Raw genomic sequence first — 19,446 nt, 5'->3', positions numbered from 1 at the left:
AGGAATTTTCCAATCCATGGGCAAATCGCTGGTCATCGTGGAATCCCCGGCCAAGGCCAAGACGATCAACAAGTACTTGGGCAACGAGTACGTGGTGAAGTCGAGCATCGGCCACATCCGTGACCTACCCACCAGTGGTTCGGCAAGTACCGCCAAAGAACCGGTCAAGCGTGGTAAAGCCGCTGCAGGTGAAGTACCGGCGCTGTCGCCCAAGGAAAAAGCCAAGCGTCAGCTATTTGCACGCATGGGGGTTGATCCCGAGCACGGCTGGAAAGCCAAGTACGAGATCCTTCCAGGCAAGGAGAAGGTGGTCGAGGAATTGCGCCGTTTGGCCAAGGACGCCGACACCATCTATCTCGCAACCGACTTGGATCGCGAGGGGGAAGCCATTGCTTGGCACCTGCGTGAATCCATTGGTGGCGATGACAGCCGCTACAAGCGCGTGGTGTTCAACGAAATTACCAAGAAGGCCATCCAGGAAGCGTTTTCCAAGCCTGGCGAACTGGATATCAATCGAGTCAACGCCCAGCAAGCGCGGCGCTTCCTCGACCGTGTAGTGGGTTACATGGTTTCGCCGCTGCTGTGGGCCAAGATCGCCCGTGGCCTGTCGGCTGGTCGTGTGCAGTCGGTAGCCGTGAAGCTGGTGGTCGAGCGTGAAAAAGAGATCCGCGCGTTTGTTCCGGAAGAATACTGGGAAGTGCACGCCGACCTGGGCACCGCCAAAGGCGCCAATGTGCGCTTTGAAGTGGCACGCGAGAACGGCAATGCCTTCAAGCCGCTGAACGAGGCCCAGGCCATGGCGGCTCTGGCTACGCTGAAAGCGTCTAGCTACAGCATCACCAAGCGCGAAGACAAACCGACCAGCAGCAAGCCTTCGGCACCGTTCATTACCTCCACCCTTCAGCAGGCCGCGAGTAACCGCCTGGGCTTTGGGGTGAAAAAGACCATGATGATGGCCCAGCGCTTGTATGAGGCCGGTTACATCACCTATATGCGTACCGACTCGACCAATCTCTCGGCCGATGCCGTGAGCATGGTGCGGGGCTTTATTGAAAATGAGTTTGGCAAGACGTACCTGCCGGCCAGCCCAATTGCTTACAGCAGTAAAGAAGGCGCGCAGGAAGCGCACGAGGCGATTCGTCCTTCCGACGTCAACCTCAAGCCGACTCAGCTGTCGGGCATGGAGCGTGACGCTGAGCGGCTGTACGAGCTGATCTGGCGCCAATTTGTCGCCTGCCAGATGCCGCCGGCTGAATACCTGTCGACCACTGTGACTGTCACGGCGGCGCAGTTCGAGTTGCGTGCCAAGGGCCGTATCCTCAAGTTCGACGGCTATACCCGCGTGTTGCCGCAGCTGAGCAAGCCTGGTGATGACGACGTGTTGCCGGAAATGACTCAGGGCGAAGTACTTAAACTGGTCAAGCTCGACCCCAGCCAGCACTTTACCAAGCCACCAGCGCGTTACTCGGAAGCTAGCCTCGTCAAGGAAATGGAGAAGCGCGGTATCGGTCGTCCATCTACCTATGCGGCGATTATCGGCACCATCCAAGATCGCGGCTACGTGGCGCTGCACAACCGCCGTTTCTACTCGGAGAAGATGGGCGACATCGTCACCGAGCGTCTGGCAGAAAGCTTCTCCAACCTGATGGACTACGGCTTTACCGCCGGCATGGAAGAGCATCTGGACGATGTAGCTCAGGGCGAACGCGAGTGGAAGCACGTGCTGGATGAGTTCTATGGTGACTTCAAGAAGAAGCTTGAAGCTGCGGAAGCAGGCGAGGGCGGCATGCGTGCCAATCAGCCAACGTTGACCGATATCGCCTGCCGTGATTGTGGTCGGCCGATGACCATTCGAACTGCCTCCACTGGCGTATTCCTTGGCTGTTCTGGCTATGCCCTACCGCCGAAAGAGCGCTGTAAGGCCACCGTCAATCTGGTGCCGGGCGATGAAATCGCTGCGGACGATGAGGGTGAGTCGGAGTCGCGCGTGTTGCTCGGCAAGCACCGCTGTCCGATCTGCTCGACCGCGATGGACGCCTACCTGCTCGACGAAACCCGCAAGTTGCATATCTGTGGCAACAATCCGGATTGCAGCGGTTATGAAGTCGAGCAGGGCCAGTACCGCATCAAGGGCTATGAAGGCCCGAGTCTCGATTGCGACAAGTGCGGCAGTCAGATGCAGTTGAAGACAGGCCGTTTTGGCAAGTTCTTCGGCTGCACCAACAGCGAGTGTAAGAACACCCGCAAACTGCTCAAAAGCGGTGAAGCGGCGCCGCCGAAGATGGATCCGGTGAAGATGCCGGAACTCAAATGCGAGAAGGTCAACGACACCTATATTTTGCGCGACGGTGCTTCGGGTCTGTTTCTCGCTGCCAGTCAATTCCCGAAAAACCGAGAGACGCGCGCGCCGTTGGTGGTCGAGTTGATTCCGCACCGTGATGAGATCGACCCCAAGTACCACTTCCTCTGCGATGCGCCTCAGAAGGACCCGCAAGGGCGCGCCGCCGTGGTGCGTTACAGCCGCAAGACCAAAGAGCAGTACGTACAGACTGAGGTTGATGGCAAGCCTACAGGATGGCGTGCGTTTTTTGATGGCGGCAAGTGGAAAGTCGAAGACAAGAGCTGATCTAGCGGAGCGCGTGTCGGCCATTGACTGGCACGCGTATGCTTATCCAATCCGCTGTGGAGGGTGCCGCAATGGCCAATGAACTCTATACCCGCACCAACCAGAAAATCTTCTATGCCGGTCTGGCGCTGGAGTCCTGGCGTAAGGCTGAACAAAGTCAGAGCATGAATGCCTTGGCTTTGATCCAGGCTGAGCGTGAGGCTGCGTTGTTTCATCTCTATGGTGCCCTGCTCGGTCTGTGCCATGAGATTGCCGGTTACTACCGTTTGCCGGACAGCACTTCGCCACGTGCAGAGCGCTTTCTCACGGAGGACGTGCTGCAGGCGGCGCCAAGCCAGGAGTTGGGCGAGCTGGTTGAACTGGCGCAGTCAGCCGATAGTTGGGTCGCGCAACTGCTCAAAGGCTATGCCGAGTTGTTTCAGCCACCGCAGGCTGGAAAGAAGGCTAAGGTCGATCCCACTACACCGTTGATTACCGCGGTCAGCCTAGATGAAGAAGTCATGCCGTTAACGCAGGAAACGCTGGAGACGTGGCGTCAGCAGCTGAAGGCTCTGGCGCAGCGGTTTCGAGAAACCTTGATCGAGTGGTAAGGCGCTGATTGGACCGGCGGACTAGGGCGAGCCCGAGTCGGCTGTTACACTGTCGGCCTATTGTGGAGAGCTAAGCCAATGCCTACATCATTCTTGGAAATTGTAGAATTGCCCGACGGGCGTATTGCCCTGCGTCGTGCAGAGGATGAGGAGTCGCTGGTGGTGCTGGATTTCTCTGCCGATGCCAAGGCCTTTCTGCAGGGGCAGCATGTTGAGGTGGCCAAAGCCATGCTCAATGTGGGTGTGCAGATGGCAGGGCGATTGGCTGAAAATAATTTTCAGCAGGAAGAAGGCCCTCGAGTTCTGCATTGATTACAGAGTTCTTGCGGTCTGAAATTACAACGATCTGCTAGCGTTGTTGTTTTGTTGTCTAGGCTTCTTTCGGCTAATCCGCACTGTCCTTGTGCGCGGCTTTCGGCCAATTATCCAAGGCTGATATTCAAGCTTTGCGCCTTGCCCTGGTGGGCCGCTTGCTCAAGCTGTTGCCGCGCTTGACGTTCCAGTGGGTGCAGCCAGCTGACTACAGTATGGCTACGACCCAGTGTCAGGGCCTGTTGTGCCAGCTCCAGCGCGCTTTGTGCCCCGCGTGGGTGCAGCAGCAGAATGCGTTCGCGGTTCAGGCCCGCTTTGCGTAGCCAAGTTTGGGTAAGGCTCGACGGCGGCGCAATCAGGGTTAGCCAGCGCTCATCGTGGTTATCGCTAAGCTCACGCAGAATTGGTGCTAGAAGGTTCAGGCAGTGCCCGGCCGCGCCACGCAGCGACAGTTCACTGAACTTCTCTGTCTCATTATCCTGCCAGGGTAGCTCAGCGCTATCGGCAAGTAATGGCGTCACCGTCGATGCCAGAAATGCATCGAACAAAGGTAGTTGTGTACGGTTCAGTGAATGTGGGAACTGCATAGATCCTCCACTATCAGGTAGTTGAAAACTACCTGTGTTGTCGATACTGCGTTAAAAATGTCTCGCCTGCCTCGCCTACGTTTTCAACGTCCTGCTAGCGGCGGATAACGCCGACGCTCAAACCTTCAATAATCAGATCCTGTTCTTCCAGGTTTACTTCGATCGGCGCGAACTCCGGATTTTCTGCAATCAGCCAGACCTTGTTGCCTTCACGCTTGAAACGTTTGACTGTAACTTCATCGTCCAGGCGCGCCACCACCACTTGCCCGTTACGGGCTTCACGGGTGGTGTGAACGGCCAGCAGATCACCATCGAAGATGCCGATGTCTTTCATGCTCATACCGCTTACACGTAGCAAGTAATCAGCCTTGGGGTGGAAGAAATCAGGGTTGATCTTGCAGGAGTCTTCGACATGCTGCTGCGCCAGAATCGGCGCACCTGCAGCGACGCGCCCAATCACCGGTAAGCCGTCCTCTTCTTCGGCGTTGGGCTCGAAGCCTGGGATGCGAATACCGCGCGACGCCCCGGGAGTCATTTCGATGGCCCCCTTGCGAGCCAGTGCCTTGAGGTGTTCTTCCGCTGCGTTGGGGGATTTGAAACCCAGTTTCAAGGCGATTTCCGCTCGTGTAGGCGGGTAGCCATTGTCTTCAAGGCATTGCTTGATGAAAGCGAGAATTTCAGCTTGTCGCGGCGTCAGTTTTAGCATGGTCGGCTCTGTTTTTTTGTACAGTGACTGGAATTATATACAGTGATCGGCGATTGGCAATCCTTGTGTTGTGAACTCTACTCAATTGACCTTTACATCGTCTGTTCAGTGCACTGTTACTCAGGCCGTTTATGGGGCGTCTAGCTAGGGTTGACCTGTGCCTTTGCCGGATGTCTGTGACCACCCGGCCACAAGATGGTTTGCTCGGCTTGACAAGGCGGGCAGCTGAAACGTATGTTTCAAACAAGTGTTTGTTCAGATGAAAAGAGTCATGGCCCAGTCGGAAACCGTTGAACGCATTCTCGATGCGGCAGAGCAGCTTTTTGCGGAGAAAGGTTTCGCAGAAACTTCTCTGCGTTTGATCACCAGCAAGGCAGGGGTGAACCTGGCGGCGGTGAATTATCACTTCGGCTCGAAAAAGGCCCTGATTCAGGCGGTGTTCTCGCGCTTTCTCGGGCCTTTCTGCGTAAGCCTGGAGCGTGAACTGGATCGTCGTCAGGCCAAGCCGGAAACCAAGGCCAGTCTCGAGGAGCTGCTGGAGTTACTGGTCGAGCAGGCGCTGGCAGTAAAGCCGCGCAGTGGTAACGACCTGTCAATCTTTATGCGTTTGCTGGGCCTGGCTTTTAGTCAGAGCCAGGGACACCTGCGTAAGTACCTCGAAGAGGTGTACGGCAAGGTGTTCCGCCGTTACATGCAGCTGGTGCATGAGGCCGCTCCGCGTATTCCGCCACTGGAACTGTTCTGGCGTGTGCACTTTATGCTCGGCGCTGCGGCGTTCAGCATGTCCGGGATCAAGGCTCTGCGCGCGATGTCGGAAACCGATTTCGGCGTTAATACCTCGATTGAGCAGGTGATGCGCCTGATGGTGCCATTTCTGGCTGCCGGCATGCGTTCGGAAACCGGCCTGACCGATGAAACCCTGGCCAGCGCACAGCTCAAACCACGCACCAAGATGCCAGCCATCCCTAGCAAAGTTTGACCTTGGCGGGTGGGCTTGGTGGATTTGATCCGCTAAGCTAGCCGCCCATGGTTACTCTCGATTTTCTGCATATTTCCCTCGCCGATCAGTGCCTGTATGGTTTTGCCAATGGGCAGTTGCGGCTGCGCCTGAGTGTTTCCACCGCGCTGAATGGTGCCGGTGAGCGTAATGGTTCCGGCTGTACGCCGCGTGGCTTGCACAAGGTGCGGGCGAAGATTGGTGAGGGCTTGCCGAGCGCTGCCGTGCTCCGCGGTAGGCGCTGGACCGGCGAAGTCTGGTCGCCCGAGTTGCATGCGCAATTTCCCGGGCGCGACTGGATTCTTACGCGCATTCTCTGGTTGAGTGGTTGTGAGCCTGGGCGCAATCGTCTGGGCGCTGTTGATACCTTTCGCCGCTATATCTACATACACGGTACGCCGGACAGCGAGCCTATGGGCGTGGCGCTGTCACATGGCTGTGTGCGCCTTCGCAACAGCGACCTGCTGGAACTCTTTGCGCGTGTCCCGGTTCAATGTGCGGTACAAATTGACGAGGCCGCCTGCCCCGACTGGGCAACGGCGCCTCTTATTTAAGGACGGGGTGTGAGTACACGCATGCAAGGTTCATTGATGCTGGATATCGCCGGCACCTGGCTGACCGCTGAGGATCGCCAGATCCTGCGTCAGCCGCAGGTTGCCGGGTTGATTCTGTTTGCCCGCAATATTGAAGACCCGCGCCAAGTGCGTGAGCTGTCCGCTGCGATTCGCGCGGTGCGTCCGGACCTGCTGCTGGCGGTGGATCAGGAGGGCGGGCGCGTACAGCGTCTGCGTCAGGGCTTTGTGCGCTTGCCGGCGATGCGTGCGTTGGCCGATAACGCCAATGCCGAGTATCTGGCTGAGCAGTGCGGCTGGGTCATGGCGACCGAAGTGCTGGCGGCAGGCTTGGACCTGAGTTTCGCCCCGGTGCTGGATCTCGATCATCAGCGCAGCGCCGTGGTCGGCAGCCGTTCCTTTGAGGGCGATGTGCGGCGCGCGACTTTGCTGGCCGGCGCTTTTATCCGTGGGATGAATGCCGCTGGCATGGCCGCTACCGGCAAGCATTTCCCCGGGCATGGCTGGGCGGAAGCGGATTCCCATGTGGCCATCCCAGTGGATGAGCGCAGTCTGGAGCAGATTCGTGCAGTCGATTTGCAGCCCTTTGCACAGTTGAGCCGGCAGTTGGCTGCGGTGATGCCCGCCCATGTGATCTACCCTCAGGTGGACAGTCAGCCGGCGGGTTTCTCCGGGCGCTGGCTGCAAGATATTCTGCGTGGCGAGCTGGCCTTTGATGGGGTGATCTTCAGCGATGATTTGTCCATGGCCGGCGCTCATGTGGTCGGCGATGCGGCCTGCCGTATTGAGGCAGCGCTGACAGCAGGTTGTGATATGGGCCTGGTGTGCAATGACCGGGCAGCGGCGGAGCAGGCCCTGAGCGCCTTGCAACGACTCAAGGTAGAACCACCGCAAGGCCTGGCACGGATGCGCCGACAGGCCTTCCCGGGTATCGAGTATCGGCAGAGCCCGCGTTGGCAGGCAGCACTTGGCAGCCTGCGTGATGCGCAATTAATCGACTAGGGGTAAGGGATGACGGTTTACGCGATTATCGGCGGTACGGGGCTGACCAAGTTGGACGGCCTGACCATCAAGGCCGCGCTGCATATCGATACGCCCTATGGCGCGCCCTCTGCGGCGGTGCTCAAAGGCGACTATGCCGGCCGCGAGGTGCTGTTTCTCGCGCGTCACGGCCATCCGCACCGTATTCCGCCGCATCAGGTCAACTACCGCGCCAACCTCTGGGCGCTGCGTGAGGCGGGGGCCAAGGCTATCATCGCCGTGAACGCCGTAGGCGGTATTCACTCGGCCATGGGCACCGGGCACTTCTGCCTGCCGCATCAGATCATCGATTACACCTACGGGCGTGAGCACACCTTTTTTGAGGGTGAGCTGGAACATGTCACCCATGTCGATTTCAGCCATCCCTATGACGCTGGGCTGCGCACCAAGCTGGCCAATGCACTGGCTGCCGAACACTGTGCGTTCAGCAGTCATGGGCTGTACGGCTGTACCCAGGGCCCGCGCCTGGAAACCGCTGCGGAAATCGCACGAATGGAGCGTGACGGCTGTGACATCGTCGGTATGACCGGTATGCCGGAAGCTGTGCTGGCCCGTGAGCTGGCTTTACCCTATGCCTGCTTGGCGCTGGTGGTAAACCCTGCTGCCGGAAAGTCCCGTGCGCTGATCACCATGGCGGAAATCGAGCGCGCTCTGGACGAAGGGATGGGTACGGTCAAGGCCGTATTGGCGCGGGTGCTGGCCAGCTGACTGGGCATGCTGCAATAAAAAAGGGCCGCGCAATGCGGCCTTTTTTGAGTTCTCAGAAGCTAGTTACGCTCTTGCGAGCTAGAGCCATGCAAGGCAAGAACAGGCGAGGAAGCGGAGTCTACTGATGTAAATAAGCATTCCGAGCCTGTTTTTAACGCAGTAGAGCCGACGCGCAGCTGATCGTAAGAAGGTTCTACAGTGGACTGACGCGAATCAGCATGCCAAGGCTGCCATTATCGACAAAGGTCAGCTCGCCGCTTTTCAGACGGCTGCTCTGCTTGATGCGCTCGCTGTCGTTGAGGATGCCGCTTGCGTCGAGCTGGTTGACCCAGATATCACTGTCCAGCTCGATCACGCGGCTGGCTTTAAGGCTGATGGTGCCTTCGACGGGGTAGTGGCCGAACTGCTCAGTGCCGGTGCTGATGGCGACGCGACTGCTCGACTCGCCCAGGCTTTGTGACCAGGCTTTGTGCAGCAAGACCTGATAACCGCTGGCAGGGCTGAGTTTGCCGGCTTCGGCATTCAGGGCGGTGCTGCGGCTGTTGCTGCCGTCCACCGGCAGTGCGTTCTGCGCCCAACTGTCCGGCGGTAGCTGGCCGGCGGAAATCGGTGTGGCGGCCTGGCGGAATACGATGACTTCAACCTGGTACAGGCTTTCAGCCAGGGCAGCAGTGCTGCTGAGCAGTCCCAGCAGAATAAGCGGCAGCAAGGCCAGGGTGCGGAGTGCGCGCATGGGTCAGTCCTTTACAGAGTGCGAAAGTAAACGCTCGAGCAGGGCTTCGAGGGTGTTGAATCGTTCTTCCGGGCGCTCCATCGGCACCGAGAAGCGGAACAGCGTGGCGCCTTCAAACTTATAGCGCGTGGGCTGGCTCTGGATCAGTTTGATCAGGGTCAGCGGGTCAACACAGGTGTCGGCGGCAAATTCGATACGCCCGCCTTGTGGGCCAGCGTCGATTTTTTTGATGCCGAGCTTTTCGGCCTGCAGTTTAAGCAGGGTGATACGCACCAGATTCTTGGTCGGCTCGGGCAGCAAGCCGAAGCGGTCGATCATCTCCACCTGCAACTCTTTGAGCCCGTCCTCGTCGACGGCGTTGGCGATGCGCTTGTACAGGATCAGCCGTGCATGCACATCCGGCAGGTAGTCTTCAGGAATCAAGGCCGGCACGCGCAGGTTGATTTCCGGGCCGCCACCCAGTGGCTGATCCAGGTTGGGCTGCTCGCCTTTGCGGATTGATTTCACCGCGCGTTCAAGCATTTCCATGTAGAGGGTGAAGCCGACGGCCTGGATCTGGCCGCTTTGACCGTCGCCGAGCAATTCACCGGCTCCGCGAATTTCCAAGTCATGGGTGGCCAACACAAAGCCTGCACCGAGGTCTTGTGCATTGCTGATGGCCTCGAGGCGTTTTTGTGCGTCTTCGGTCATCTGCTTGCGCGGTGGTGTCAGCAGGTAGGCATAGGCCTGGTGGTGACTGCGGCCAACACGGCCACGCAGTTGGTGCAGTTGGGCCAGGCCGAATTTGTCGGCACGCTCGATGATGATGGTGTTGGCGCTCGGCACGTCGATACCGGTTTCGATGATGGTCGAGGCGATCAGCACATTGAAGCGCTTGTGGTAGAAGTCGCTCATCACCTGTTCCAGCTCGCGCTCGCGCATCTGCCCATGGCCGATGCCGATGCGCGCTTCGGGCACCAATTCGGCGAGGTCGGCGGCACACTTCTCGATGGTCTTCACATCGTTGTGCAGGTAGTACACCTGCCCACCGCGCAGTAACTCGCGCAGCAGGGCTTCCTTGATCGTCGGGTTGTTCTGTTCCATGACGAAGGTGCGCACCGACAGCCGGCGTGCTGGCGGGGTGGCAATAATCGACAGGTCACGCATGCCGGCCACGGCCATGTTCAGGGTGCGCGGAATCGGCGTGGCGGTCAGGGTGAGGATGTCCACTTCGCTACGCAGGGCCTTGAGCTGCTCCTTCTGGCGCACGCCAAAGCGGTGTTCCTCGTCGATGATGCACAGGCCCAAGTCCTTGAAGCGCACATCGTCCTGCAAGAGTTTGTGGGTGCCGATGACAATATCGATCTTGCCTTCAGCCAGTTTGACCACGGCTTCGTTCACTTCCCTGGCGGACTTGAAACGGCTCATGACCTCAACCGTGACGGGCCAATCGGCAAAGCGGTCGCGGAAACTGTTGTAGTGCTGTTGGGCCAGCAAGGTTGTGGGCACCAAGACCGCCACCTGACGGCCGCTGTGCACGGCTATAAAGGCTGCACGCATGGCCACTTCGGTTTTGCCGAAGCCGACATCGCCGCAGACCAGGCGATCCATGGGTTTGGGCGCGAGCATGTCGGCCAGCACCGCTTCGATGGCGGTCTGTTGGTCCGGGGTTTCCTCGAAGGGGAAGCCGGCGCTGAAGGTGGCGTAGTCGGCCATGGGGTCTTTGAAGGCATAGCCTTCGCGGGCGGCTCGGCGGGCGTAGATGTCGAGCAGCTCGGCCGCCACATCGCGTACCTGCTCGGCCGCTTTGCGCTTGGCCTTCTGCCAGGTTTCCGAGCCCAGGCGGTGCAGCGGTGCCAAGGCATCATCACTGCCGGTGTAGCGGGCGATCAGGTGCAGGCTGGCCACCGGCACGTAGAGCTTGGCTTCTTCGGCGTACATCAGGGCGAGAAATTCGGCGGCCTGGCCGTCGATTTCCAGGGTGACCAGGCCCAGGTAACGGCCGACGCCGTGATCAATGTGCACCACCGGTGAGCCTTCGCGCAGTTCGGTGAGGTTCTTGATCACGTTGTCGCCGCCGTCGCGCGACTTCTCGCGGCGACGGCGTTGCATGACGCGCTGGCCGAACAGCGGGCTTTCTGCGATCAGCGCCAGCTCATCGAGCAGCAAACCTTCATCCAGCGGCGCGATGCAGATGCCTAAGCGCTCTTTACTGGCGGCAAACGTTGGCCAGCCGTCGACTTCCTTCGGCTTGAGCTTGAGGCGTGCGAGCAGTTCCAGCAGCACTTCACGGCGGCCGGCCGATTCGGCGCAAAACAGCACGCGGCCCGGGTACTCCTCGATAAAGCGGCGCAGGGCGGCCAGCGGTTCACCGGCCTTGGCCTGAATGGCCAGATCGGGCAGGGCGCGGGCATTGAAGCGGGTGCGGCCGACGCCTTCTTCGATGTCATCCTGGCTGACCACCACGCGCGGCCAGTTTTTCAGGCGGGCAAAGCAGTCTTCTACCGGCAGGAAAATATCACCCGGCGGCAGCAGTGGGCGCTCCGGGTCAACGCGGCGGTCTTCATAGCGGCTGCGTGCGTCTACCCAGAACTGCTCGGCGGCTTTCTCGATGCCCGGCAGGGAAAACACCTGAGTGTCTGCAGGCAGGTAGTCAAAGAGCGTGGCGGTTTCTTCAAAAAACAGCGGCAGGTAGTACTCGATACCGGCCGGGGTGATGCCGGTGCTCAGGTCCTGATAGATCGGGCAGCGGCGAAAGTCCACATCAAAGCGCTCACGAAAGCGTCCGCGAAAATCGGTAACGGCTTTCTTTTCCAGCGGAAACTCGCGCGCCGGCAGCAGCTTGACCGAGTCAACTTTATCGATGGAGCGCTGACTTTCCGGATCAAAGGTGCGCAGCGTTTCGATTTCATCATCGAACAGGTCGATGCGGTAGGGCTGACCGCTGCCCATCGGGAACAGGTCGATCAGTGCGCCGCGCACGGCAAACTCGCCATGTTCATAGACCGTATCGACGCAGCGGTAACCGGCGGCTTCGAGGTTGCCGCGCATCTGATTGACGTCCACCTGCTGGCCTACCTGCAGCACCAGACTGCTGCCCAGCAGAAAGCGCTTGGGCGCCAGACGATGTAGGGCTGTAGTGATCGGGACTACCAGGACGCCGTGTTTCAGCTCAGGCAGGCGATAGAGTGCCGCGATACGCTGGGAAATGATGTCCTGATGCGGTGAAAACAGGTCGTAGGGCAGGGTTTCCCAGTCGGGGAAATGCAGCACGGGCAAATCCGGAGCGAAAAAGCTCAGCTCTTCTTGCAGGCGCTCGGCACTCTGGCTGTCGGCGGTCAGCAGCAGGGTAAAACGCTTGGCATGGCTGGCGGCTTCGGCAATGGCCAGGCTCAGCGCAGCTCCGGGGAGGTTGCCCCAGTGTTGTTTCCCGGCAGTCGCGGGCAGGGACGGTAGGCGCAGTACGGACGCGGTCGGCACAGACACAGGCGGCTCACGGTCAAGACACAAGGTCGGCGATTGTAGCGGGCGTTGATGCTCGGTGTCAGTTACGACAGTCGTGCATTGCTCATGCTTGCGCTCGCCGTCATAATGTAGCCCCTTTTTTCAGCCCCTACATGTGGAAGGTACTGCCCGTGACTCAGAAGCCCGACCAGTGTCTCGGTGAGTGGATCGATCGAGAAGCCCTTGCGGAAGCCATGATTCCGATGATTGGCCAGCTCTACCGTAACAACAACGTGGTCACCTCGATCTACGGCCGCGGTCTGATCAACCGCTCGGTGATCGATATTCTCAAGGCCCACCGCTTCGCGCGCCACCGTCTGGTGGGTGACAGCGAATTGTCGGTGCACGATACCTTCCCGGTCCTCAAAGCCATGACCGAGCTCAAGCTGGGCGCCGCATCCGTGGACCTCGGCAAGATGGTCAGCAAGTTCAAGACCGATGGCCAGAACCGCAGCATCGAACAGTTCGTCAAGGATGAACTGGTTGAAGTGGTGGGCAAGCAGAACGGTGAAGCCCGCGAAGGCACTGACGTGGTGCTGTATGGCTTCGGTCGTATCGGCCGCCTGCTGGCACGCATCCTGATCGAGAAAACCGGTGGCGGCGACGGCCTGCGTCTGCGTGCCATCGTTGTGCGCAAAGGTGCCAGCAATGACCTGGTCAAGCGCGCCAGTCTGCTGCGTCGTGATTCGGTACATGGCAAGTTCGACGGCACCATCACTATCGACGAAGAGAACAACACCCTGACGGCCAATGGCAATCTGATCCAGGTGATCTACGCCAAGGACCCGAAAGAAGTCGACTACACCCAGTACGGCATCAAGAACGCCCTGCTGGTCGACAACACCGGTGTGTGGCGTGATGCAGACGGCCTGGGCCAGCACCTGGCTTGCCCGGGTGTTGACCGCGTAGTGCTGACTGCGCCTGGCAAGGGCGCGCTGAAAAACATCGTGCACGGCATCAACCACGGCGAAATCACCGCAGATGACAAAATCATCTCGGCGGCTTCCTGCACCACCAACGCCATCGTGCCGGTGCTGAAAGCGGTGAATGATCAGTACGGCATCGTTAACGGTCACGTTGAAACCGTGCACTCGTACACCAACGACCAGAACCTGATCGACAACTTCCACAAGGGCGATCGCCGTGGTCGTAGCGCGCCGCTGAACATGGTAATCACCGAGACCGGTGCCGCCACTGCAGCTGCCAAGGCGCTGCCTGTGTTGAAGGGTAAACTGACCGGCAACGCTATTCGTGTGCCGACGCCGAACGTGTCGATGGCCATTCTCAACCTGAACCTTGAGAAAGCCACCACCCGCGAAGAGATCAATGAGTACCTGCGCCAGATGGCCATGCACTCGGATCTGCAGAAGCAGATCGACTTCGTGCAGTCGCAGGAAGTGGTGTCCACCGACTTCGTCGGTTCGCGCCACGCCGGTGTGGTCGATGCTGAAGCCACCATCTGCAATGACAACCGCGTTGTGCTGTACGTGTGGTACGACAATGAATTCGGTTACAGCTGCCAGGTGGTGCGTGTGATGGAAGATATGGCTGGGGTCAACCCGCCAGCTTTCCCGCGCTAAGCGCAGGTCGCATAAAAAACGGGAGCCTCGGCTCCCGTTTTTTATTCGCGAGATTTACCGGGCTCGTCAGCCAGCAGGCTGGTGCGCAGACTGTCGGACAGGCCGTTAGGCGACAGCCAGATGCCCAGGTAGGCCTTGGCCAGCTCCTTGTCCTGGCTAGCGAAGGCGGTCTTACCGTTCACTTCCAGGGTGAGGCCGCTTTCGATGTTGAAGTTCAGGGCGTAACGGTCACCCGGGCGAATGTCGCGGAAGGTGGCGTGCAGGGCATCGAGGCCTGGGCGCAGGCGGTCGAGTGTCTTGGCGTTATGTTGGCGCTCAAGCGTGACCCAGGCAGCTTTGATCACGTCTTGGCTGTCTATATTGCGGAAATAGTACAGCTCCAGACGCTGGTTAAGAGGTTGGGTGAATGCCTGGCTGGCGCTGGCTTGGGCCGGTGCGTAGAAGGCTGCCGCGTAAACATCGGCCCACAGGTAGGTGAGCACGCTCTGGTTCTTGCGTTCCAGGCTGTTTTGCGCGAGTTCGCGGGTGGTGGCGAAGTTGGCCTCCTGCAGGCGTTCGCGGGTATTGGCGAACAGGTCGCCGCTGAGTAGCAGTAGGGTGGTGAGCACCAGTAAAAGGCGCATGGCAGAACTCCAGTGGGGGATGGGTGTTATTTCACCTGTTGATCAGCTTCAGTCAATCTGCGATCTGTTGCCTCCTGTTACGTAAAAAGGTCAAAAGCCGGCGCTCGGGTGGCCAGTGGCGGAGGGTGGGCTCTATAATCGGGCAGATTTTCCCCGCGACTGACATCTTGCCCAGCACCTGATCATGCATCGGTGTTGCGTTGCAGTTTTTGCTGTACTGATGTCTTCCGTATTCTAAAAAGCTTATAAATCAGTGGTTAGGCAAACCTATGATCAAGATAAAACATGGGCTTGACTTGCCCATAACCGGCGCGCCGGTGCAGCGTATAGAAGCCGCAAGGCCCGTGCGCAGCGTCGCCGTCATAGGCTTCGATTATCACGGCATGAAGCCGACCATGGAGGTCCAGGTCGGTGATCGCGTCAAACTTGGGCAAGTATTGTTCTCCGACAAGAAGTCGCCAGGTGTGCAGTTCACTGCGCCTGCTGCCGGCGTAATCAGCGCCATTCATCGCGGTGAAAAGCGCGTCCTGCAATCGGTGGTAATCGATGTTGAAGGTGATGAGCAAATCACCTTTGAATCCTTTGCTGCCTCTCAGCTGGCAAGTGTTGGTGCGGCAAAAGTGCGCGAAGTTCTGCAGCAGTCCGGTCTATGGACCGCATTGCGCGCGCGCCCTTTCAGCAAAGTACCTGCGGCTGATGCTCAGCCCCGCTCGATTTTTGTTACCGCCATGGATACTCATCCGCTGGCCGCTGATCCGGCGGTGGTGATTGCCGAGTACGCCGCTGATTTTGAACATGGCCTGCAGGTACTGGGCAATTTGGCCAAGGTTTTTCTGTGCAAGGCTGCTGGCAGCAACCTGCCAGGCGAGCAACTGAGCCAGGTGCAGACGCACGCCTTTGCCGGTCCACACCCAGCCGGTCTAGCCGGTACGCACATCCACTTCCTGGACCCAGTGAGTGCCAACAAGAGCGTGTGGTCACTGAATTATCAGGACGTGATCGCCATCGGCAAAGTCTTCACCACCGGGCAGTTGTGGACCGAGCGTGTCGTTGCACTGGCAGGTCCCGTGGTGGAGCAGCCGCGTTTGCTGCGTACCCGCCTGGGTGCGAACCTGAGTGAGCTGACGGCCGGTGAGCTGCAATCTGGGGTCAATCGGGTCATTTCCGGCTCGGTGTTGGGTGGTCGTACGGCCAAGGGCGCATTTGCCTTTCTCGGTCGCTATCACCTGCAGGTCTCCTGCCTGGCCGAAGGCAATGACCGCGAGATGCTGCATTACCTGCGTGCTGGGGTGAACAAGCATTCGGTGATGAACATCTTTGTCTCCAAATTGCTGGCGGCGAAGAAGTTTGCTTTCTCCACCACCACCAACGGCAGTCCACGTGCCATGGTTCCGGTGGGTAACTATGAAGCGGTGATGCCGCTGGACATCCTGCCGACGCAATTGCTGCGCTATTTGATTGTCGGCGACACCGAGATGGCCCAGAAACTCGGCTGCCTGGAACTCGACGAAGAAGATCTGGCGCTGTGCACCTATGTGTGTGCCGGCAAGTATGAATACGGCCCGATTCTGCGCGACAACCTCGCCCGTATCGAGAAGGAAGGTTAAGTCATGGGTATCCGTGCATTTCTCGACAAGATCGAGCACAACTTTGAAAAAGGCGGTAAATACGAGAAGTGGTATGCCCTGTATGAGGCGGTCGACACCTTCTTCTATCGGCCCGGCAGTGTGACCAAGACCACGGCACATGTGCGCGACGGCATCGACCTCAAGCGCATGATGATCACCGTGTGGCTATGCACCTTTCCGGCCATGTTCTTTGGCATGTGGAACACCGGTTACCAGGCCAACCTGATTTTCGCCAACAGCCCTGAGCTGCTGGCCGCCCAGGAAGGCTGGCGCTTTGCGCTGATCGGCTCACTGGCCGGTTTTGATCCCAGCAGCCTGTGGGACAACTTTATCCAGGGCGCGGCTTACTTCCTGCCGGTCTACGCGGTGACCTTCATCGTCGGCGGTTTCTGGGAAGTGCTGTTTGCTTCGATCCGCAAGCATGAAGTCAACGAAGGTTTCTTCGTCACCTCCGTGCTGTTTGCCTTGATCCTGCCGCCGAGTATTCCGCTGTGGCAGGTGGCCCTGGGGATCAGCTTCGGCGTGGTGATCGGTAAGGAAGTGTTCGGCGGTACCGGTAAGAACTTCCTCAACCCAGCCCTGACAGGGCGTGCCTTTCTGTTCTTCGCCTACCCCGCGCAGATGTCCGGTGATGCTGTGTGGACCGCGGTTGACGGCTTTGCCGGCGCCACCTCGTTGAGCCTGGCTGCAGCTGGCGGCATCGAGAACGTGGTGAACAATGGCATCACGTGGGTGGATGCCTTTGTCGGCACCATTCACGGCTCCATGGGCGAAACCAGCACCCTGGCGATCCTCATTGGCGGTGGTGTGTTGCTGATCACCAAGATTGCCTCTTGGCGCATTGTGACGGGTGTGATGCTGGGCATGATTGGCTTCAGCCTGCTGCTCAATGTCTTGGGCTCCAATACCAACCCGATGTTTGCCATGCCTTGGTATTGGCACTTGGTCGTGGGCGGTTTCGCCTTCGGTATGTTGTTCATGGCAACCGACCCGGTGTCGTCGTCCATGACCAACACCGGCAAATGGATCTTTGGTGCCTTGATCGGTGTGATGGTGGTGATGATCCGCGTGATCAACCCGGCCTTCCCGGAGGGTATGATGCTGGCGATCCTGTTCGCCAACCTGTTTGCACCGCTGATCGACCACTTCGTCGTTCAAGCCAATATCAAGCGGAGGCTGGCACGCAATGTCTAGTCAAAAAGAATCCACCGTCCGTACCTTGGTGGTGGCCCTGTTGGTCTGCCTGGTGTGTTCGATTTTCGTCGCCGGCGCCGCCGTGGCGCTGAAGCCGACCCAGGTGGAAAACCGTCAGCTGGACAAGCAGCGCAGCATTCTGGCCATTGCCGGGCTGGGCGAGTCAGGCATGAGCGCTGCGCAGGTCAAGGCATTGTTTGCTGAGCGGATCAGCGCCCGCGTGGTCGATCTGGACAGCGGTACTTTTAGCGACGCTCAGGACCCGCTGACCTTCGACCCGTTGAAAGCCTCCAAAGACCCGAAACTGTCTGAAGCCCTCAGCAGCGCCGAGGATATTGCCTCGATCAAGCGGCGTGAGCGTTTCACCACCGTCTATCTGGTTGAGCAGGACGGCAAATTGCAGACCGTGATTCTGCCCGTGCGTGGTTACGGCCTGTGGTCGACTCTGCATGGCTTTATGGCGCTGCAGGGCGACCTGAACACCGTGGCAGGCTTCGGCTTCTACCAGCACGCGGAAACACCGGGTCTGGGCGGGGAAGTGGACAACCCGAAGTGGAAGAGCCTGTGGCTGGGCAAGACCCTGTTTGACGACAAGGGCGAGCTGGCCATCCAGATCATCAAAGGTAACGTCGATGCGCAGAGCGCACAGGCGACCCATCAGATCGATGGTCTGGCGGGTGCAACCCTCACCAGCAATGGTGTGAATAACCTGCTGCACTTCTGGCTCGGGGAGAACGGTTTTGCCCAGTTCCTCGCCAATCTGCAAAAAGGGGAGGCTTGATCATGTCGCAGCCGACTATTAAAGAAGTTCTGCTTAACCCGATTTTCAACAACAACCCCATCGGTTTACAGATTCTCGGTATCTGTTCTGCACTGGCAGTCACTTCGAACCTGAAAACCGCGTTGGTGATGTCGATTGCCCTGACCCTGGTAACCGGCTTTTCCAACCTATTCATTTCGATGATTCGCAGCCAGATTCCCAGCTCGATTCGCATGATCGTGCAGATGGTGATCATCGCGTCACTGGTGATCGTGGTCGATCAGGTGCTCAAGGCCTTTGCTTTCAGCCTGTCCAAACAGCTCTCGGTGTTTGTCGGCCTGATTATCACCAACTGCATCGTGATGGGCCGTGCCGAGGCCTTTGCCATGCAGAACCCGCCCGTGCTGTCGTTCTTCGACGGTATTGGTAACGGTCTGGGCTACAGCGCCATGCTGATCGTGTTGGGTATCGTGCGCGAGCTGTTCGGTGCGGGCAAATTGATGGGCTACGAGATCATTCCGGTGATCAACGACGGTGGCTGGTATCAGCCCAACGGCTTGCTGCTGCTGCCGCCTTCGGCATTCTTCCTGATCGGGCTGTTCATCTGGGCCTTGCGTGCCTGGAAGAAAGACCAAGTCGAGAAACCGAGCTTCAAAATGGCGCCTCAGGTATCTAATAAGGAGGCCTACTGATGGAGCATTACCTCAGCTTGCTGGCCAAGGCGGTGTTCGTTGAGAACATGGCCCTGGCATTCTTCCTCGGCATGTGCACCTTCATCGCCATCTCCAAGAAGGTTGAAACGGCGATTGGCCTGGGTATCGCTGTCGTTGTGGTGCAAGTCATCACCGTGCCGGCGAATAACCTGATTTACACCTACCTGCTGAAAGACGGTGCGCTGGCCTGGGCGGGTTTGCCGGAAGTGGACCTGAGCTTCCTTGGGCTGCTCAGCTACATCGGGGTGATCGCGGCGATTGTGCAGATCCTTGAGATGCTCTTGGATAAGTACGTCCCGAGTCTGTACAACGCCCTGGGCGTGTTCCTGCCGCTGATCACTGTGAACTGCGCCATCATGGGCGGTACCCTGTTCATGGTCGAGCGTGACTACAACCTGGCGGAAAGTACCGTGTACGGCTTCGGCTCCGGTCTGTCCTGGGCGCTGGCGATTGCTGCTCTGGCGGGGATTCGTGAGAAGCTCAAGTACAGCGATGTGCCGGAAGGCCTGCAGGGGCTGGGCATCACCTTTATCACCATCGGTCTGATGTCTCTGGGCTTTATGTCCTTCTCTGGTGTGCAGTTGTAAGGACGG

General features: G+C 58.8%; 18 protein-coding genes. 13 read left to right on the top strand and 5 right to left on the bottom strand.

The genetic code is table 11. From position 1 onward, the window contains the following. Positions 1-16 precede the first annotated feature (16 nt). From topA to OU997_RS00600, 3 genes are all read left to right on the top strand, one after another. Positions 17-2,626 carry a type I DNA topoisomerase gene (gene topA, locus OU997_RS00610; protein ID WP_267808536.1) on the top strand — a complete coding sequence of 870 codons (2,610 nt, stop codon included), beginning with the start codon at positions 17-19 and terminating at the stop codon, positions 2,624-2,626. Positions 2,627-2,697: 71 nt separating this feature from the next. Beyond that, positions 2,698-3,216, top strand: a complete 519-nt coding sequence (locus OU997_RS00605) for a DUF6586 family protein (RefSeq protein ID WP_108487854.1) — start codon at positions 2,698-2,700, stop codon at positions 3,214-3,216. A gap of 78 nt (positions 3,217-3,294) precedes the next feature. Next, positions 3,295-3,528, top strand: coding sequence for a hypothetical protein (locus tag OU997_RS00600; RefSeq protein WP_090248059.1), 234 nt, complete (start codon positions 3,295-3,297; stop codon positions 3,526-3,528). A gap of 110 nt (positions 3,529-3,638) precedes the next feature. Here the strand turns inward: OU997_RS00600 and sulA are convergent, their stop codons facing one another. Then, positions 3,639-4,115, bottom strand: a complete 477-nt coding sequence (gene sulA, locus OU997_RS00595) for an SOS-induced cell division inhibitor SulA (RefSeq protein WP_267808535.1) — start codon at positions 4,113-4,115, stop codon at positions 3,639-3,641. A gap of 94 nt (positions 4,116-4,209) precedes the next feature. After that, positions 4,210-4,821, bottom strand: a complete 612-nt coding sequence (gene lexA / locus OU997_RS00590) for a transcriptional repressor LexA (RefSeq protein WP_108487857.1) — start codon at positions 4,819-4,821, stop codon at positions 4,210-4,212. Positions 4,822-5,092: 271 nt separating this feature from the next. Between lexA and OU997_RS00585 the strand changes: the two genes are divergently transcribed. The 4 genes from OU997_RS00585 to OU997_RS00570 are packed head-to-tail and all read left to right on the top strand — an operon-like array spanning position 5,093 to position 8,139. After that, positions 5,093-5,800, top strand: a complete 708-nt coding sequence (locus tag OU997_RS00585; protein ID WP_108487858.1) for a TetR/AcrR family transcriptional regulator — start codon at positions 5,093-5,095, stop codon at positions 5,798-5,800. Positions 5,801-5,847: 47 nt separating this feature from the next. Then, complete coding sequence (locus OU997_RS00580; RefSeq protein ID WP_108487859.1) at positions 5,848-6,372, top strand: L,D-transpeptidase; 525 nt, start codon at positions 5,848-5,850, stop codon at positions 6,370-6,372. A 21-nt stretch (positions 6,373-6,393) separates the two neighbouring features. Then, complete coding sequence (gene nagZ, locus OU997_RS00575; protein WP_177480000.1) at positions 6,394-7,392, top strand: beta-N-acetylhexosaminidase; 999 nt, start codon at positions 6,394-6,396, stop codon at positions 7,390-7,392. Between the two features lie 9 nt (positions 7,393-7,401). Beyond that, positions 7,402-8,139 carry an S-methyl-5'-thioinosine phosphorylase gene (locus OU997_RS00570; RefSeq protein ID WP_108487861.1) on the top strand — a complete coding sequence of 246 codons (738 nt, stop codon included), beginning with the start codon at positions 7,402-7,404 and terminating at the stop codon, positions 8,137-8,139. 193 nt (positions 8,140-8,332) lie between these two features. Here OU997_RS00570 and OU997_RS00565 read toward each other — a convergent pair whose 3' ends face one another. Continuing rightward, positions 8,333-8,872: a CsiV family protein gene (locus tag OU997_RS00565; RefSeq protein WP_108487862.1), complete on the bottom strand. Its 540-nt coding sequence runs from the start codon at positions 8,870-8,872 to the stop codon at positions 8,333-8,335. Between the two features lie 3 nt (positions 8,873-8,875). After that, a complete protein-coding gene (mfd, locus tag OU997_RS00560; protein WP_267809843.1) occupies positions 8,876-12,331 on the bottom strand; it encodes a transcription-repair coupling factor in 3,456 nt (1,151 codons plus the stop codon). 137 nt (positions 12,332-12,468) lie between these two features. Here mfd and OU997_RS00555 point away from each other — a divergent pair, with 137 nt between their 5' ends. After that, on the top strand, positions 12,469-13,935 hold the full coding sequence (locus OU997_RS00555) for a glyceraldehyde-3-phosphate dehydrogenase (protein WP_108487863.1): 1,467 nt from the start codon (positions 12,469-12,471) through the stop codon (positions 13,933-13,935). Positions 13,936-13,976: 41 nt separating this feature from the next. Here OU997_RS00555 and OU997_RS00550 read toward each other — a convergent pair whose 3' ends face one another. After that, a complete protein-coding gene (locus OU997_RS00550) occupies positions 13,977-14,558 on the bottom strand; it encodes a chalcone isomerase family protein (RefSeq protein WP_108487864.1) in 582 nt (193 codons plus the stop codon). 269 nt (positions 14,559-14,827) lie between these two features. Here OU997_RS00550 and OU997_RS00545 point away from each other — a divergent pair, with 269 nt between their 5' ends. The 5 genes from OU997_RS00545 to nqrE are packed head-to-tail and all read left to right on the top strand — an operon-like array spanning position 14,828 to position 19,440. After that, on the top strand, positions 14,828-16,165 hold the full coding sequence (locus tag OU997_RS00545; RefSeq protein WP_267808534.1) for a Na(+)-translocating NADH-quinone reductase subunit A: 1,338 nt from the start codon (positions 14,828-14,830) through the stop codon (positions 16,163-16,165). A 3-nt stretch (positions 16,166-16,168) separates the two neighbouring features. Then, positions 16,169-17,380, top strand: coding sequence for an NADH:ubiquinone reductase (Na(+)-transporting) subunit B (locus tag OU997_RS00540; RefSeq protein ID WP_108487866.1), 1,212 nt, complete (start codon positions 16,169-16,171; stop codon positions 17,378-17,380). Beyond that, a complete protein-coding gene (locus tag OU997_RS00535; RefSeq protein WP_267808533.1) occupies positions 17,373-18,161 on the top strand; it encodes a Na(+)-translocating NADH-quinone reductase subunit C in 789 nt (262 codons plus the stop codon). The genes OU997_RS00540 and OU997_RS00535 overlap by 8 nt, the downstream gene beginning before the upstream one ends. Continuing rightward, the gene (locus tag OU997_RS00530; protein WP_177479990.1) at positions 18,158-18,832 is read left to right on the top strand and encodes an NADH:ubiquinone reductase (Na(+)-transporting) subunit D; all 675 of its coding nucleotides are present in this window, start codon (positions 18,158-18,160) and stop codon (positions 18,830-18,832) included. Before OU997_RS00535 ends, OU997_RS00530 begins: the two co-directional genes overlap by 4 nt. Then, on the top strand, positions 18,832-19,440 hold the full coding sequence (nqrE, locus tag OU997_RS00525) for an NADH:ubiquinone reductase (Na(+)-transporting) subunit E (protein ID WP_108487869.1): 609 nt from the start codon (positions 18,832-18,834) through the stop codon (positions 19,438-19,440). Before OU997_RS00530 ends, nqrE begins: the two co-directional genes overlap by 1 nt. Positions 19,441-19,446 lie beyond the last annotated feature (6 nt).

The sequence above is a fragment of the Pseudomonas sp. SL4(2022) genome (assembly GCF_026625725.1).
Classification (GTDB): domain Bacteria; phylum Pseudomonadota; class Gammaproteobacteria; order Pseudomonadales; family Pseudomonadaceae; genus Aquipseudomonas.
This window is presented reverse-complemented; position numbering and strand designations above follow the sequence as displayed.

What these genes read in the sequence shown, in the direction of transcription:
- OU997_RS00605 (WP_108487854.1), top strand. Translation starts at nt 2,698, where the DNA reads ATGGCCAATGAACTCTATACCCGCACCAACCAGAAAATCTTCTATGCC.
- OU997_RS00545 (WP_267808534.1), top strand. Translation starts at nt 14,828, where the DNA reads ATGATCAAGATAAAACATGGGCTTGACTTGCCCATAACCGGCGCGCCG.
- OU997_RS00540 (WP_108487866.1), top strand. Translation starts at nt 16,169, where the DNA reads ATGGGTATCCGTGCATTTCTCGACAAGATCGAGCACAACTTTGAAAAA.
- OU997_RS00585 (WP_108487858.1), top strand. Translation starts at nt 5,093, where the DNA reads ATGGCCCAGTCGGAAACCGTTGAACGCATTCTCGATGCGGCAGAGCAG.
- sulA (WP_267808535.1), bottom strand. Translation starts at nt 4,115, where the DNA reads ATGCAGTTCCCACATTCACTGAACCGTACACAACTACCTTTGTTCGAT.
- OU997_RS00565 (WP_108487862.1), bottom strand. Translation starts at nt 8,872, where the DNA reads ATGCGCGCACTCCGCACCCTGGCCTTGCTGCCGCTTATTCTGCTGGGA.
- OU997_RS00535 (WP_267808533.1), top strand. Translation starts at nt 17,373, where the DNA reads ATGTCTAGTCAAAAAGAATCCACCGTCCGTACCTTGGTGGTGGCCCTG.
- OU997_RS00570 (WP_108487861.1), top strand. Translation starts at nt 7,402, where the DNA reads ATGACGGTTTACGCGATTATCGGCGGTACGGGGCTGACCAAGTTGGAC.
- nagZ (WP_177480000.1), top strand. Translation starts at nt 6,394, where the DNA reads ATGCAAGGTTCATTGATGCTGGATATCGCCGGCACCTGGCTGACCGCT.
- OU997_RS00600 (WP_090248059.1), top strand. Translation starts at nt 3,295, where the DNA reads ATGCCTACATCATTCTTGGAAATTGTAGAATTGCCCGACGGGCGTATT.
- lexA (WP_108487857.1), bottom strand. Translation starts at nt 4,821, where the DNA reads ATGCTAAAACTGACGCCGCGACAAGCTGAAATTCTCGCTTTCATCAAG.
- OU997_RS00580 (WP_108487859.1), top strand. Translation starts at nt 5,848, where the DNA reads ATGGTTACTCTCGATTTTCTGCATATTTCCCTCGCCGATCAGTGCCTG.
- nqrE (WP_108487869.1), top strand. Translation starts at nt 18,832, where the DNA reads ATGGAGCATTACCTCAGCTTGCTGGCCAAGGCGGTGTTCGTTGAGAAC.
- OU997_RS00555 (WP_108487863.1), top strand. Translation starts at nt 12,469, where the DNA reads ATGTGGAAGGTACTGCCCGTGACTCAGAAGCCCGACCAGTGTCTCGGT.
- OU997_RS00550 (WP_108487864.1), bottom strand. Translation starts at nt 14,558, where the DNA reads ATGCGCCTTTTACTGGTGCTCACCACCCTACTGCTACTCAGCGGCGAC.
- topA (WP_267808536.1), top strand. Translation starts at nt 17, where the DNA reads ATGGGCAAATCGCTGGTCATCGTGGAATCCCCGGCCAAGGCCAAGACG.